We start from the raw sequence: 14584 nt of genomic DNA on the forward strand, positions 1-14584 counted from the left end.
CCTTAAATAATAATACTTAAAATCCCACATTCGATAGTCACCTACGTTCAACTATCATATTACTCAAAATTGTATTGTATTTGAAGCATATTTACAAGAAATACTTAATTGAACTATGAAAGATAGAAATTTTCCGCCTTGCTGTTTTTCTTTACTATTTTTATATAGTAGGAAACCCTATTTAAAATGGTAATTCCAAATTGTTACCAATTAATTTCCTTATTCAATATAGTTTTATTTATTTCTATAGTCAGTTTCTTACTTAAATCATCTTCATCAGTATAAAATAATATATTTTTTGATTGTAAATCAAAAGGAACTTTATTTTTACTTTTCGAAATCATTATTGTTGGTTTATCTAATGCATGTGCTATGCCTAATTCATAAAATACATTCGAATTTCTCCCATCAATATTTGCAATTATAATTCTAGCTTTAGCAATTCTACGGAGAATGTGCTTCAATATATCATTTTCAATATAGTTTTCATCACTTCTACTACAAATAAGCCCAGACATTTCACACGTATTTTTTATTACTTCATACGTATATCTTTGTTCTTCTAAAAATGAGGTCAAGACAAATACTTCTAACCTTTCAACCTTTAAGTCCTCTTTAGTTAAACCATGATTCAACAAGAATTTCGCTTCACTTGTTTCTCTATTTTTCAAATTTTCTTTATCAAGAGTAGACTCATTACCACTTATTATTAAGTGGTTGGAGGTAATCCAACGTTCTTTGTCAGCAGCCAGTTTTTCATTCATATCATGTAATTTTTGTTCATAATAATTTCTCATCTGGTCATAACGAACCATATCTTTTTCAAAATCATACGTATTTTTTTTGCTTTCGTTAATATTTCTTATGAGTATTTGCATAATCGTAAACATTAGTAAAACTAATAAAGCTGATATTAGTATACTTAATAATATTCCATTATCCATTTAGACCACCCCATTTAATTTAATCAATGCTATTATTAAAAATGCAAACGATATTATATATGCTAAACCAATGAGATAAGTACAGTTCTTCCACTTACTTTCATTTATCGCCTTTTCACTAAATCTCCATAAAACAATAACTGGGATAGTGAAGATTAAATATAAAATCAAATATAAAAAATCAGAATTCATATCCAATTCTTTCGTAATTACAGTTTTTTCTCTTATTAGTTTGCCTATATACGCTATTCTATAAGCAATTATAAAAGTTATACTAGTAAACATCATATCAACTGGTAGTTCCGAAATAGCTTTAAGCAAACCCAATTTCTTTAGTTCTCTATTTATAAAAATTTTCAACAGAAAAGCTAAAAATAATAAACCCAGAGATAAAAAAAAGCCGTTCATCATTCTCCCCCTATGTATCTATTAAATTAATTCTATCCTTTTTTTATAATTTGTAAATAGAACCTACTTTTCCTCATTTTTCATATATATAATTTAAGGTTATTAGACCTTAACTACTCTAGTTAATTTTAATAACAAATAGTATTTATCAATGATTAGTTCTTACTGAACCAAACTAACTTCATGCCTCGATTATTTCACATACACCCTAATTCACCTCCATATTGCTGGTGTTCCTATGCACACTAATTTAGGAGGTATGCATTATGACAGTTAAAATAAATCCCTATATAGCAAAATTAACAGATCAGTAAGTTTATCAGATTCTTTATTTGTACTACGAAAAGAAAGTTATGCCTTCCAACCTTGCACCAACTTTTAATGTGACTAAGACTACAATCAACAATATCGTTAATGATAAATCACAACAAGATTGTTATGAGGTTTTGATTAAATATAGATATACTATGAAAGATTAGTTAGAAGAACTTGTTACTTCATATAAAGATAAGTTGTTTTAATAAATGATTATGTTCCATATAAAAAACCGCCTAGTTACAGCTAGACGGTTCTCTTATTGTTTATGTAATTATTTTATTAGTACAACGATTATTACTTTTCTAGCACCCTTAAAAAGGTGAAATAAGGTAATATTGACTGATATTTCGTTACTAAGTCATAATCGTCTGTAAATCTTGAATCAAAATGGGTATGGAATAGGTATTCCAAAAATTTATTACGTTCAATATTCTCCAAATCCTTAATCAATGAAATCATTTGTTCAGCAGTCATTTTTGTCATGTAGTATACCCTCACAAAATTTTATTTCTGGGAAACGCTTTCCCATTTAAACAAAAGCCCCTAACCACTCTCACCTAAAACGCTGTTAGAGTAATAAAGATGATACCTTACCCATTAAACTATATTTCGATCCGTATCAGATCAGTCTAACAGTCGGTATTACTAGCTTTCTAGCTGATTGTGCATGGAAAAGTTATAAAAATGGTGCTTATATTTTTCATACAGCAGACTGACCCTATATCACATCCAGCCCCCATAGGGTGGGCTTCCTGTTAATATTGAGTTAGACATGATGAAATACACTTTCCTATTCAAGACAAAGGGGCGTTATAAAGGTGTTGGTAGTATAAGATGATGGTTCTCGGCTTCACTTGCGTTCTCAGTTCGCTGATGACGGTTGGTGGGGGCTATGTCGTTGGGTGCTTGTGCCTATCCTACCTATGTCCTGTCTATCTGTGTCTGACTCGTTCCCTTGCTGTGTGTGTACGTGTGCCTATTATCCTTATGTAGCGTGACTGTGTCTCTCTGTTCGGGAGGCAGATAGTTGTTTACCCATACTATCAATCGGTTAGAGTTCCCAATCCCCTTCAAGGTCATGTGGTGTAACATGTTCAAACATTTTATCTCACGCTTTACAACCTTCACCTCTATTCAGTTATTCTTACTATCAATGATACCTTCCACGAATTAGTAGCTTCACCATTTAAATCTGGAAAAAAAACCGCAAGTAAATACACCATTTTCTCGGAATTTTTACCTAGACTTTTGACAGTCACTTTTGATAGTGGATGAACTCGCATTGTTATGTTGCTGTCATGCAACTGTTGAATGTCTTGATATTTGATAGTAAAGAAATATGTATAAAAAAATATCCAACACCTTTAATACACGATGTTGGAAGACATATTAACTATTAAAGAGACTAGCATGATTTAATAGTATATTTTCAGACTCATTCCTAATTTTTTAATTACTTATTTAAAGGAACAAATAAAAGGAATTTTAATTTACGAACGCAGAATATCTCTATTTATTGATTGATGAACTTTCAGAATCATTATTTAAACTTAGAGAAAGAACATCATACTCATTCTTATATAGATAATACCTTTTTAAGGAGAATTTATATTTTTCCCAACAGTTTTTGTATGAGAAAACATACCAAATACCACTAAAAACTAGTATACCACCTACAACGTAGTCATAAGTTATTTGTAGAACAATTAAGTCATTTAAGACTTCCTTAAAATCAGCACTATCCCATGTAATTACAATACCCAAAATGAATACTAATATAGGAATCGGGGTAATCGCTTTATGTATCTCTATTCTCATTTTATATTCTTCTATATACTTTTCGTAGTGATTCATCCCTCTTAACATTCTTACAATTGCATCATCTGTTCTTTTTTGTTCTCTAATAAAAGTATTAGCTTTTAAATCTGCTACTGTATCCTTATAAGTTTTAATACAACTTATAACCAAAGATATTCCGCATATTACCAAAAGTACTATTACCAAGTAATTTTCCTTACTAATAAAGTTTGGATAAAACCTATCTATTACCACCAATACCAATATAGCAATTATAGAAGGAATTAAATGTATTCTTATCAAAACATTTAATGCGATTTTTGAATATTCTTCTTTCAAGTGTAATAACCTCCCAATTTATAAAGCTTTTTAGGAATCTTTTTAAGTTTAAAATCATAGCTAGCAGCTTTTCAGAAAAAATTAATTTTAAATATCCTTAAAACCATTCATTTTTATTACCTTTCCTTCCAAGTCTTCATTAGTTTACAATTATTGTATCTTTTATTATCAAAATTGTAATTAAAATTTTTGAGGTGGATATATGGAAAATAAAATAAAACCTAATAAAGCAGAAGAAATGTTTCTATATTTAGCTTATAACAGATTTTATGATTTGTATGAAGAGATCACGGAAGATGCTTTTTGGAATAAAGATTCATATTATCGATTTACTAAAATAAATTCTATGTTTACAGTCTATGCTGAACTCTTAAACTACGAACCGCTTAAACATGTTATAAAAATTATCGAATTGAAAAGACCACCTATGGAATCTAATATAGCCAAAGAATTATTTAAATTTATTCGAAATATTATGGCACACTTTCCTTTCTTTGATTCATGGAATGAAGTCTATGTAAATAAAGAAATTATAAATTGGTATAAAAAAGGCATGATGATAGATAAATTTCTAACTTCCTACGAAGGAAAAGAGGAAGTTAAATATCGCTTTTGGGATTCTAAAAAAAAATCAATGACATATTTAAGTATAAAGTTCCCTACTTCCTATACTGCTGGTGAAAATATATATCTTAAAGATATACTTAACGAAAAAGAAGGTATTCAATTTGCTAGCATTCTTATGAAAAAGGTTTTAGACACTCAAGTCATAGAAATTAGCTAGAAAGATAAATTGCATTTATAACTTATAAGAATTGACACCGTTAACTATATCCTGTATTATCAAGGCATCAAAAGGTGTCTTAACTTAGCGTCATAAATAAGACACCAAAAGGGGCTAATACATAATGAAATATGGCTATGCAAGAGTATCAACAGCTTCACAAGATTTAGAAGTACAATTACATGCATTAGAAGGTGCTGGTTGTGACAAGATTTATCAAGAAAAATTTACAGGTACTAAGACAGATAGACCTCAATTCAATGAGTTACTACAGGTATTAAAAGAAGGTGACACATTGGTTGTAACTAAACTAGACCGTATCGCACGTTCAGCCTCACAAGGAAGTGAATTAGTAAAACAGCTAATTGATAGAGGGATAGCTGTTCACATCTTAAATATGGGATACATGGATAACACCCCAGCGTCTAAGCTTATTAAGAATATCTTTTTTGCTTTTGCAGAGTTTGAAAGAGATATGATTGTAGAACGTACACAAGAAGGGAAAGCCATCGCTAGGCAACGTGACGATTTTAGAGAAGGTAGACCGAATAAGTATAGCCAAAAACAAATAGAACATGCTTTAGGATTACTGGAAAGCTACTCATATAAAGAAGTTGAGAACATGACAGGGATCTCTAAAAGTACGCTTATACGTGCTAAACGAAAGGCTACACACTAAATGGTGTTAGCTTTTTTTAGTTCCTTTTTTAGCATCTTCTATGTAACGTCCCTAAAAAGGGATATTATTCATCGGTCTTCTAATGTCTAGTGGATAGTGTTTAATCCATAATCCTGTGCAAAAAAAGTTTGTAGGGGGACGTGTATAATGTGCATCTACTTGTTGTAGTATAGCTTAATTGCCCGCCCCACTTGGTATCCCCAAACTCTATAACTTTTTATTTGCATATTTCTGCACAGTATTTATTCATGACCTTTTCTTGCTTTCCTATCAAATCATGCAACGCTTTTACTATTATATCTTCTTCAGATATTCGTCTCCCTTCGATAACTGATTGATTTCTCATTGCTAATTTAATCGTATTATCAAATACACTACTATTGTATGCCATTCAATTCCCCCCTTTCTCTGTACTTCGCTTCGCTACGTATGTGGACGTTTCACGCCCACACAGTTTTAAAGCTAATAATATTAGTTATTTTTTATCTAGTACAAGAAGGACACGCTAGTGTTCTTCCTGAATAACTGGGGTAGATTTTTCTACCGCAAGTTATTTAGCAAATTACTTATATACTTTTCTAATACTTTCTTTTTAAAGAAACATGCTAGAAACCCTTATACACCAATGGTTACTGCGTTTGTTTACCACCCTTCGAGAGTAAAGATAATATTAAATTTCATTATTAAGATACTGTTCCAATAGAGTTCTCATTCGAATAGATGGTATATATATGTTTATTGGTTCACCTTTACGAATACGGCTACGAAAGATCCATTGTAGTAGTTCTGATAAAGCAAATAAATTCATATTAACTTCAACACCTTGTTTATTAAAGAAATGTTTTGTCAAAGGATTCATATAAATGTTAGCTAAATAAATACATGTACTTTTGTGTTGAAACTCATTTGTAGCCCTTGTATTTACACTTACAAATTGTTCTTTTAATCCCCTTGGGGTTAATTTATCCTTATAATCTTTAAAGGTAGTCCACATTACTTCATCTGTAGGCACAGTACATTTGTTACGATAGAAGTTATATGCATTATCTTTAATTACTTTCCTTACATCCTTGCTTGCAGTTTTTTGTTTTAAATCAGATACACTAAAATAATTGTGCCTATTCCCCATCTTGTTCATATCTTTTCTGTCATTAGGTGAAAGGTAATAAATGTTTATCATTCTTTTTAAATGCGTTCTATCTTCATTTTCAAAGGAAACATATGATGCTAATTTATAATCCTTTCCTTCCTTTACGACAGTTTTATACACATATTTTTGACCATACAAGTCAAAATAAGCACGTTGAATCTGACCATCAAACATATAAGTCAATATAAATACTCTTTCAAAACAATTAAATGTTTCAACAGGAAATAACCGATATAACGCTACTGGTTCCTTATTTTTATCTTCATACATCATTAGTTTTCCCGAATTAGCCAAATTTCTTACTTTTTCAAAAAAACCTTTTTTATAATCGGTTTGCTGCCAATCAACCAAACCATTTTTACCTAACCCAATCACCTTATTTTCTACTAGCATTTTTAAATCATCTGTTGCAATATCTACTTGTTCAATTACATCCATAACTTCATCAAGAATTAACGTGTAGTTTTCCATCTCCAACAGATCAATAAATTCACGGTCTATATTTTTAAATAGTGAATGAGTAGATACAATATTTTCACCAGCAGCAATAAGACGTTTAACATCCTCTAGTTTCGTGTCACCTTCTCTATCTTCATCAGGTTGTTTAAAACCACGGTTAACAGATGCTATTACTCTTTCTACCTCAGTTTTAAATGGTGTAATATACATAAACTTCTGATAAACAGGGGCATTCTTCATATATTGAATAGCCCAGCTTGTTTTACCACTTCCCATAATCGAATCGACAACCGTTATTGATACTTCTTTCCTTTTAATAAATAAATTCGTCACCATATATCCTCCATTTGCTTTTAATAAATACACTTGCATAAATACACTTGCAAATTAAAATCAATATAGGACATGTAAAATAAAAAAGCCGTCCGACTATTCGAACGACTTTACAATAAATTATTTTCTTGTTTCTTTAGGGAGAAGTATAAGCTGTAATTACTTCATTACACTCGTTAGTTACTTTCATGTTAGCAAGAAGGTATGTACCATGTGCGTTGTTCTTACTACTTTTTTCGCATAGCGTGAAGTTCCATATCAATTTCCTGTAATTTATGTGTGAGATACCTTACAGATTCATTCAGTTCTTTGTGCGATACTTGTTCCATCTTTAAAGAAATTATTTCTTGCTTCATGTCCATTAAAGTAATTTTAAAGAAGTCTTGCGTTCTTTGAACCGCATTTTCGGATTCTCGTTGTGTTCTTGCTTGCAATTGTAAAGCTTTTTCAGTTTTCTCAAATTGTTGACCAATGCCATTATGTTTGTTTTCGACTGATTCAAAGCATTCTTCTACTTTATCAAGACGCTGTTCCATTTTGTCAAAGCGTTGGTTCATTTCAATTTTCATTTCTTGTAGCATTTCCAAAATTATTTTCATTTCGTTTTCCAATTTAATTCACCTCTATAGTTGAAGACCCCAATTAGCATCTTTAGTAATGTTTTTCCCTTTTACTTCAATCTGAGGACAAACAAAGCTTAACTATCTTTATCAGGAATAGTATAAATCTGTTCGATTTGACACCATGCAGCATTTAAATATTCTTCAACAGATTCATTGATTTCTGGTAATCTAAAATCTCCATCACCATCTAGTACATACTTTAATATCCTTTTTGGATTATCGGATAATTTAGGTTCTACACCAAATACACTTAATGCAATTTCAAGTTTTAACTTACCTTGATATTCTCGCACTACCTCTCCCAATAAATAGCGAATAATTCTAGTTTCGTCCGACATCATCTTTATCTCCCTAACTATTATATTGACAAACCTTGATTCCCCTCCCACCATGAAGCCTGAGTTGAGGACAACAGGTGGTGCTAAAAATGACTGCCTATATCACTGAAACTAAAAAAAGAATCAATGACATAGACAGACATTCGCATATACTTCATGAATCCGTCATTTGAGGTATCCAGTATTGTATGCCCTTGTTTAAATGAGACTCTCTCGAATCAATACACGTAGTTTCTACTTCTGCCCCCGAAACGTCTTGTAATCCGTCTACACACCTCTTGTATGTATCGTAAATGCTTATCCTACTGTTATGAGGAACTCAGCAACAATTACAATGTATCGTGTATTCTGCATGACCGTAATCATTCAGACCTTCCACACCTAGCTGTTATGGTCGCTAACACCATTCAGACACTACGAGAAACAAGGAACTCGCTTATCAGTGCCCTAGACTTATTTAATGCGTCGGCTAAGTCATAACCTTTCCAGTTTTGTTTTGATTCGAGTTAGTGGGCAACCTCGAAAGAGTTTTTCCTAAAAAAGACAATAGGAAACCAGACCTTTGCACTTTAACTTTTTTTGAAGTAAAATGAAGGCAATGTAACTCATATTCAGTTATCGATGCTGAGTCGATTTTTTTATGGGTTTCGCACTACTATGTCGCCAAACATATAGTGCATTTCAGTTAAGAGGGTGTTTCCAGCACTCTCTTTTTATTTGTCTTAAATACATCATCTACGTCTTTTGTAGACCATTTGATTAAGTGGACTATACAACTCATGCTGAATTTTTATTGTTTCATCATCAAAGTGAACGTATTTTTTCGTAGTGCTTATTTGAGAATGACCAGCTATTGCTTGTACCATAAATACCGAAGCACCATTCTTAAGCATGTCTGTAATAGCTTGTCTTCTGAAATCATGACAACTGTATTCCTTATGGATTCCAGCTTTTTTAAGATAACGTTTCAAGTTCCTTCTAAAGGTGTCTACCGCCATTCTTTCACCGTACCAATTCAGGAAAACTGCTTCCGCATCCTTAAACACTTTCTTATTTTCATCAATCAATTTAATTAGTAGCTGTACGGTTATATTGGATATTGGAATTGTCCTATATCGTCTGTCCTTCGCCTTATCTGCTGGAAGGATAATCTGTTTCCTCATTAAGTCTATATCCATTACATCTAAATTGACTGCTTCGGAAATTCTCAATGAACTATCATAGAGTACATGAAACAACACATAATCACGCCATTGCGGATAAAATTTTTGGTCAGGTACCTCAAATAATCTTTGCATTTCATCCTTGGTTAATAGCGTCACCTTCTTTTCATCTATTTTTAAGTAATTAACAGTAAGCATAATATTGTCTTTTATTAAGTTCTCTTTTTTTAAAAAGGAATACCAAGTTTTTAGAAACCTTATTCTAGCGTTGATAGTTTGAACAGACAGCCCTCTTTTTCCTGTTTTAAAATTGTAATGTTCTTCTCGCATATAGTTAATATAAGCCCGTACAATTTCTCCCGATAAGTCATTAACACTTTTCAATTTATAATCAGTAATCTCTAACCAATTAGTAAAAAAGCGAAAATGTTCTACATACGTGACTAGTGTTTTTTCTCGAATATTTTCAGCCTTTTTAGCAGAATAAAAATAGTCATAAGCCTGCTGTAAAGTAAGAAATACAGTATCATCATTAAAATCATCCCTCATTAAATAGCCTTTTTTCCGCATAAAAAAATGCCACCTCCTCAAATCTATATCAATAGATAAAAGTAGGTGACAACGTTCTTTTCATCAAAATATGTGGGGTATTTAGATGAAAGTTATTTAATTTTTGTTTTAAGCTTCTCCATGCATCGGGTCATTTTTATGCTTCGGCCCAATCATGTTGAATAAGATATTAAGAATAATCGCTGTGACAGAACCACATACGATACCGTTAGACGTTAGAAGAGAAACACTTTCTGGTAGTGCATCAAAAATGCCAGGAACAACGGATACACCAACACCTAAACTCACTGCCACAGCAGCAATCATCGCATTTTCTGCTGACTCGTTCATAACTGGTACAAGCATACCCATACCTTGTGTAATCACCATACCGAACATCGCTAACATTGCCGCACCTAGTACGGATGTTGGAATAATCGTTGTTAATGCTGCGATTTTTGGTAGGAAACCAAGTGCTACTAGTAATCCACCTGTGATGTAAATGACTTTACGGTCTTTTACGCCTGACATACGTGTAAGTCCCACGTTTTGTGAGAAAGTTGTATAAGGGAAGGCATTGAAAATACCCCCAATCACAGAAGCAAGACCTTCTGAACGATAGCCTCGCGCTAAATCCTTTGAATCGATTTTTTTGTTACAAATATCGCTTAGTGCAAAATAAACACCTGATGATTCTACTAGAGATACCATCGCAACAAGTGTCATAGTGACAATTGCAGATGCATTAAATGTTGGCATGCCAAAGTAGAAAGGTTGAACCATGTGTAACACATCAGCATCTGAAACTGGACTAAAGTCGACCATCCCCATAAACGCGCCTAGGATTGTCCCAGCAACTAGACCAATTAAAATAGAAATTGCACGTACAAAGCCTGTAGAGAAACGATAAACCAATAAAATAATAACTAATGTAATGAAAGCTAAAGCAACATTAGCACCAGATGCAAAATCCTCTGCCCCTTGTCCACCTGCCATATTGTTCAATGCTACTGGCAATAAAGAAATACCAATAATCGATACTACAGAGCCTGTAACAACTGGTGGGAAGAATTTTACTAGCTTTCCGAAGAAGCCAGCAATAATGACAACAATGAAACCTGAAGCAATAATAGAACCGTAAATATCTGTAATTCCCTGCTCAGGATTTGTACCGATTGCAATAATTGGACTAACCGCAGTAAACGTACAGCCTAGTACTACTGGTAACCCAATACCGATAAACTTACCTGAATACACTTGTAAAAGTGTTGCGATCCCACACATCATAATGTCAATCGCCACTAGATATGTCATTTGCGCTGAATCAAAGCCAATAGCGCCACCGATAATGAGTGGTACTAAGATGGCACCTGCATACATCGCAAGTAAATGTTGAATCGCTAGCGTTGTCGATTTAAAGGTATTCATTACGCGCGAGCCTCCGCAGCAAATGTTACGTTGCCATCTTCTAGGGAGTCAATAATTGCTAATGATTCTACACGAACTCCTTGTTCACGTAATAATTTCCCACCATCTTGGAAGCCTTTTTCGATAACAATACCAACACCAACCACATTTGCACCTGCTTGGGCTGCGATGTCAAGTAATCCTTTTACTGCTTCTCCATTCGCTAAGAAGTCATCAACGATTAGTACATTATCCTCTTCATTTAAGAAATTACGTGATACGGAAATATCATTTGTTTCATTTTTTGTAAATGAATGTACTTTTGAAGAATAAAGATTATCCGATAATGTTAACGATTTACGTTTACGCGCAAACACTACAGGAGCACCGATATCAAGTCCTAACATAACTGATGGTGCAATTCCGGAAGATTCAATCGTTAAGATTTTTGTAATAACTTGGTCAGAAAAGCGGTTGGCAAATTCATGACCAATTTCTTTCATTAGCATTGGGTCGATTTGATGATTTAAAAAAGAATCTACCTTTAATACTGATGAAGATAAAACTTTTCCTTCTTGCATAATTTTGTCATGTAGTAACTTCATTTCCTTTATGTCCTTCTTTCTTATAGTAATAACTTATTATGAGCTGATAACATCCATTATTAGAGAAAATACAAAACGCTCATTCCTATTGATCAATTTCGCCTTGGCGTAATTGTAGCTGCCGCTATGCTTTCGCTACAAAAAACATTTGCTGAATGAAGATAAAAAAACGCTGAATACTTTGATTCCATTCATCTATGAGTGGAGCAAAGCATTCAGCGTTAAACGTCGAAACGAATAGAAAACATCATCACCTTGTATGAGGTTTCCTAAAGCATTGCTACCCATAGTCGATTTATTTACGGTAAATCGGTAGAAACTCGCGAGCCCTATTCTCGCTATTATATGAGTGAAACTGTATGAAACTGTAAAAACTTTCTTATTGCTATTCCGTTTTCAATCAATACGTCATTCGGTATGTGCTTATATGACACTATGAATAAAGTTTAATTTTTCGGAATTTACTGGTATTCTACTAATTTTCAATTGTAAACGTTCGTGTTTTACAATCAACGTACTGATTATATCAGACAATTTTCAAGCTTGCTAGTCATTATTTTGATAAATGAAAAGGTACTGTCATAATGACGACATTTTTGTGAAATAACAGAGAAGCGCGAATTAAAAGACTCGATTGATTGTGTAACATATGATGCCAGCCTTTTTTTGGTAAAAACTGTGGAATCACAACTGTTACTTGATGCCCTGTTTTCAGACATTGATGCTCAACCTTATCTATAAATTTCATTAACGGCTGTGTGATACTTCTATATGGAGAATAATATGTTACAAGCCGAATAGTTGGCTGCCAGGCTTTCCATTTTTCCTCAAAGGCTTTTGCATCAGCCTGATCAAATGCAACATAAAAGGCAATAATTTTATCTACATTTAATGACTGTGCATAATGTAAGGTGTTTTCCACTACCTTAGTAATCCCAGCCACAGGTACAATGAAAACATTCCCCTCAATAATCGGATGCTCCTGATTTACTAATCTGAGCTGTTCACCAACTGCCTGATAATGATGCTTGATGCGATGAAACATCAGAATAATGATTGGTAAAAAGATAAACACTGGCCATACCTGAGGCAACTTCGTCACAAAAAACATCATGGCAACAATAAAAGAGATAATTGCGCCAATTGTGTTAATTGTAAATTTAGGTATCCAACCTTTTGGTTTTTCACGCCACCATTTTCGCATCATCCCTGCCTGTGCTAAAGTAAATGGAATAAACACACCAACCGCATAGAGTGGGATTAAATGCTCTGTCATTCCATCAAATAAAATGATTAACACGATGGCTGCTAAGCCTAGCATCATAATACCATTCGAATAGCCGAGGCGATCCCCACGAATTTGGAATATTCGTGGGATAAAACCATCCTTTGATAAATTAACAGCGAGTAAAGGAAAGGCTGAATATCCTGTATTTGCCGCAAACACTAATATCATCGCTGTTGTTCCCTGAACAATATAGTAAAAAATATTTCTACCAACACTTGCCTCTGCAATTTGTGAAACAACTGTTGCCTTTGCATTTGGAGCCACTCCATAAAAATAAGCCAGGCTGACAATACCAATAAATAGTATGGCTAAAATAGCCCCCATTGCTAATAATGTCTTTGAGGCATTTCTTGGTGCCGGATCTCTAAAATTAGGTATAGCATTTGAAATGGCCTCAACACCAGTCAAAGCAGAGCTTCCTGATGCAAACGCCTTTAATAATATAAATAAACTAATTCCAGCTACTGGTGTCCCAACCTTTGGATGTAGCTCTGCGGGAACCTGACCAGTAATGACGTTGTAAATCCCTATTCCGATTAACACCAGCATAACTACTACAAACAAATAAACGGGATATGCTAGAACAGATGCCGATTCCGTTACACCACGTAAGTTTAAAATCGTTAGACAAATAACAAAAAACACAGCAATTATGACATTATATGAATGCAGACTTGGAAATGCCGAAGTAATCGCATCGGTCCCAGCTGATACACTTACAGCTACTGTTAAAATGTAATCAACAAGTAATGATCCCCCCGCAACAAGACCAGCATTGATGCCTAAATTTTCCCGAGACACAACATATGCTCCTCCGCCATGGGGATAAGCAAAAATCACCTGACGATACGAAAAAATAAGTGCTGTCAGTAAAACAATTACCCCAGCAGCAATCGGTAGTGAATACCAAAAGGCAACCGTACTTATCGTCATAAGTACAATTAATATTTGCTCAGGACCATATGCCACTGATGACAAAGCATCCGATGATAGAATGGCAAGTGCCTTTGTTTTACTTAGCTTCTGTTCCCCTAACGCGTCGGATCTTAATGGTTTACCGATAACATAACGTTTTAAGGAAGATTTCATAATAAACACCTTCTAGTTTCATAGAGTGTGTTTCGCATTTCTAAATCGATTACGCCTTCGCATAATCGTTATTGTGTTATACATTGAGGCTTTTTTTCATCCCTAGAACGATCAATTACGCCTTGGCGTAATTGTAGCTGCCGCTTTGCTTTCGCTACAGAAAACATTTGTTGCTGTCGCTTCGCTTTCGCACAGATAAACATTGCGTCCGGATTTTGAATTGTGCAAGCACAATTCATTCCTTTGAAAATCCGTGACATCCGCCGGAGGCTTTGGGCCAACAGTTGTTTTTTGTGCGAAAGCGTAGTGCT

General features: G+C 33.6%; 15 protein-coding genes and 1 riboswitch. Of the genes, 2 read left to right on the forward strand and 13 right to left on the reverse strand.

Annotated elements, in window-relative coordinates; all coding sequences use genetic code 11:
* Positions 1–203: 203 nt before the first annotated feature.
* The 4 genes from AC1RNS_RS22075 to AC1RNS_RS22090 all read right to left on the reverse strand — a co-directional run bounded on the left by AC1RNS_RS22075 (position 204) and on the right by AC1RNS_RS22090 (position 3806).
* Positions 204–944, reverse strand: a complete 741-nt coding sequence (locus tag AC1RNS_RS22075; RefSeq protein ID WP_492995774.1) for a hypothetical protein — start codon at positions 942–944, stop codon at positions 204–206.
* A complete protein-coding gene (locus AC1RNS_RS22080) occupies positions 945–1352 on the reverse strand; it encodes a hypothetical protein (protein WP_492995776.1) in 408 nt (135 codons plus the stop codon).
* Positions 1353–1964: 612 nt separating this feature from the next.
* Complete coding sequence (locus tag AC1RNS_RS22085; protein WP_492995777.1) at positions 1965–2153, reverse strand: hypothetical protein; 189 nt, start codon at positions 2151–2153, stop codon at positions 1965–1967.
* Positions 2154–3179: 1026 nt separating this feature from the next.
* Positions 3180–3806, reverse strand: coding sequence for a hypothetical protein (locus AC1RNS_RS22090; protein ID WP_492995779.1), 627 nt, complete (start codon positions 3804–3806; stop codon positions 3180–3182).
* A 202-nt stretch (positions 3807–4008) separates the two neighbouring features.
* On the opposite strand from AC1RNS_RS22090, the gene AC1RNS_RS22095 reads away from it, so the two are divergent.
* Together AC1RNS_RS22095 and AC1RNS_RS22100 are read left to right on the forward strand one after the other, a co-directional pair.
* Complete coding sequence (locus AC1RNS_RS22095; protein ID WP_492995781.1) at positions 4009–4590, forward strand: hypothetical protein; 582 nt, start codon at positions 4009–4011, stop codon at positions 4588–4590.
* A 124-nt stretch (positions 4591–4714) separates the two neighbouring features.
* On the forward strand, positions 4715–5269 hold the full coding sequence (locus tag AC1RNS_RS22100) for a recombinase family protein (RefSeq protein ID WP_492995782.1): 555 nt from the start codon (positions 4715–4717) through the stop codon (positions 5267–5269).
* 217 nt (positions 5270–5486) lie between these two features.
* Here AC1RNS_RS22100 and AC1RNS_RS22105 read toward each other — a convergent pair whose 3' ends face one another.
* The 9 genes from AC1RNS_RS22105 to AC1RNS_RS22145 all read right to left on the reverse strand — a co-directional run bounded on the left by AC1RNS_RS22105 (position 5487) and on the right by AC1RNS_RS22145 (position 14512).
* Positions 5487–5660, reverse strand: coding sequence for a hypothetical protein (locus AC1RNS_RS22105; RefSeq protein WP_492995783.1), 174 nt, complete (start codon positions 5658–5660; stop codon positions 5487–5489).
* A 279-nt stretch (positions 5661–5939) separates the two neighbouring features.
* Complete coding sequence (locus tag AC1RNS_RS22110; protein ID WP_492995784.1) at positions 5940–7214, reverse strand: YonV family putative phage-derived protein; 1275 nt, start codon at positions 7212–7214, stop codon at positions 5940–5942.
* A 224-nt stretch (positions 7215–7438) separates the two neighbouring features.
* Positions 7439–7822 carry a hypothetical protein gene (locus tag AC1RNS_RS22115; RefSeq protein ID WP_492995786.1) on the reverse strand — a complete coding sequence of 128 codons (384 nt, stop codon included), beginning with the start codon at positions 7820–7822 and terminating at the stop codon, positions 7439–7441.
* 86 nt (positions 7823–7908) lie between these two features.
* Positions 7909–8172, reverse strand: a complete 264-nt coding sequence (locus tag AC1RNS_RS22120; RefSeq protein ID WP_492995787.1) for a hypothetical protein — start codon at positions 8170–8172, stop codon at positions 7909–7911.
* 731 nt (positions 8173–8903) lie between these two features.
* Positions 8904–9905, reverse strand: coding sequence for a tyrosine-type recombinase/integrase (locus AC1RNS_RS22125; protein WP_492995789.1), 1002 nt, complete (start codon positions 9903–9905; stop codon positions 8904–8906).
* 108 nt (positions 9906–10013) lie between these two features.
* On the reverse strand, positions 10014–11312 hold the full coding sequence (locus AC1RNS_RS22130; RefSeq protein WP_492995791.1) for a nucleobase:cation symporter-2 family protein: 1299 nt from the start codon (positions 11310–11312) through the stop codon (positions 10014–10016).
* Complete coding sequence (locus AC1RNS_RS22135; RefSeq protein WP_492995793.1) at positions 11312–11896, reverse strand: xanthine phosphoribosyltransferase; 585 nt, start codon at positions 11894–11896, stop codon at positions 11312–11314. Before AC1RNS_RS22135 ends, AC1RNS_RS22130 begins: the two co-directional genes overlap by 1 nt.
* Before the next feature lie 267 nt (positions 11897–12163).
* Positions 12164–12265, reverse strand: a riboswitch (purine riboswitch).
* Positions 12266–12449: 184 nt separating this feature from the next.
* The gene (locus AC1RNS_RS22140) at positions 12450–14273 is read right to left on the reverse strand and encodes an APC family permease (RefSeq protein ID WP_492995795.1); all 1824 of its coding nucleotides are present in this window, start codon (positions 14271–14273) and stop codon (positions 12450–12452) included.
* Between the two features lie 68 nt (positions 14274–14341).
* Positions 14342–14512: a hypothetical protein gene (locus AC1RNS_RS22145; RefSeq protein WP_492995797.1), complete on the reverse strand. Its 171-nt coding sequence runs from the start codon at positions 14510–14512 to the stop codon at positions 14342–14344.
* Positions 14513–14584: the final 72 nt, after the last annotated feature.

It is taken from the genome of Lysinibacillus sp. GW821-FHT14F06, assembly GCF_058803665.1.

Excerpts from the sequence above, each read along its gene's own strand:
- AC1RNS_RS22110 (WP_492995784.1), bottom strand. The coding sequence starts at position 7,214 with ATGGTGACGAATTTATTTATTAAAAGGAAAGAAGTATCAATAACGGTT.
- AC1RNS_RS22135 (WP_492995793.1), bottom strand. The coding sequence starts at position 11,896 with ATGAAGTTACTACATGACAAAATTATGCAAGAAGGAAAAGTTTTATCT.
- AC1RNS_RS22095 (WP_492995781.1), top strand. The coding sequence starts at position 4,009 with ATGGAAAATAAAATAAAACCTAATAAAGCAGAAGAAATGTTTCTATAT.
- AC1RNS_RS22120 (WP_492995787.1), bottom strand. The coding sequence starts at position 8,172 with ATGTCGGACGAAACTAGAATTATTCGCTATTTATTGGGAGAGGTAGTG.
- AC1RNS_RS22085 (WP_492995777.1), bottom strand. The coding sequence starts at position 2,153 with ATGACAAAAATGACTGCTGAACAAATGATTTCATTGATTAAGGATTTG.
- AC1RNS_RS22130 (WP_492995791.1), bottom strand. The coding sequence starts at position 11,312 with ATGAATACCTTTAAATCGACAACGCTAGCGATTCAACATTTACTTGCG.
- AC1RNS_RS22125 (WP_492995789.1), bottom strand. The coding sequence starts at position 9,905 with ATGCGGAAAAAAGGCTATTTAATGAGGGATGATTTTAATGATGATACT.
- AC1RNS_RS22105 (WP_492995783.1), bottom strand. The coding sequence starts at position 5,660 with ATGGCATACAATAGTAGTGTATTTGATAATACGATTAAATTAGCAATG.
- AC1RNS_RS22145 (WP_492995797.1), bottom strand. The coding sequence starts at position 14,512 with ATGAATTGTGCTTGCACAATTCAAAATCCGGACGCAATGTTTATCTGT.
- AC1RNS_RS22100 (WP_492995782.1), top strand. The coding sequence starts at position 4,715 with ATGAAATATGGCTATGCAAGAGTATCAACAGCTTCACAAGATTTAGAA.
- AC1RNS_RS22080 (WP_492995776.1), bottom strand. The coding sequence starts at position 1,352 with ATGAACGGCTTTTTTTTATCTCTGGGTTTATTATTTTTAGCTTTTCTG.
- AC1RNS_RS22140 (WP_492995795.1), bottom strand. The coding sequence starts at position 14,273 with ATGAAATCTTCCTTAAAACGTTATGTTATCGGTAAACCATTAAGATCC.
- AC1RNS_RS22075 (WP_492995774.1), bottom strand. The coding sequence starts at position 944 with ATGGATAATGGAATATTATTAAGTATACTAATATCAGCTTTATTAGTT.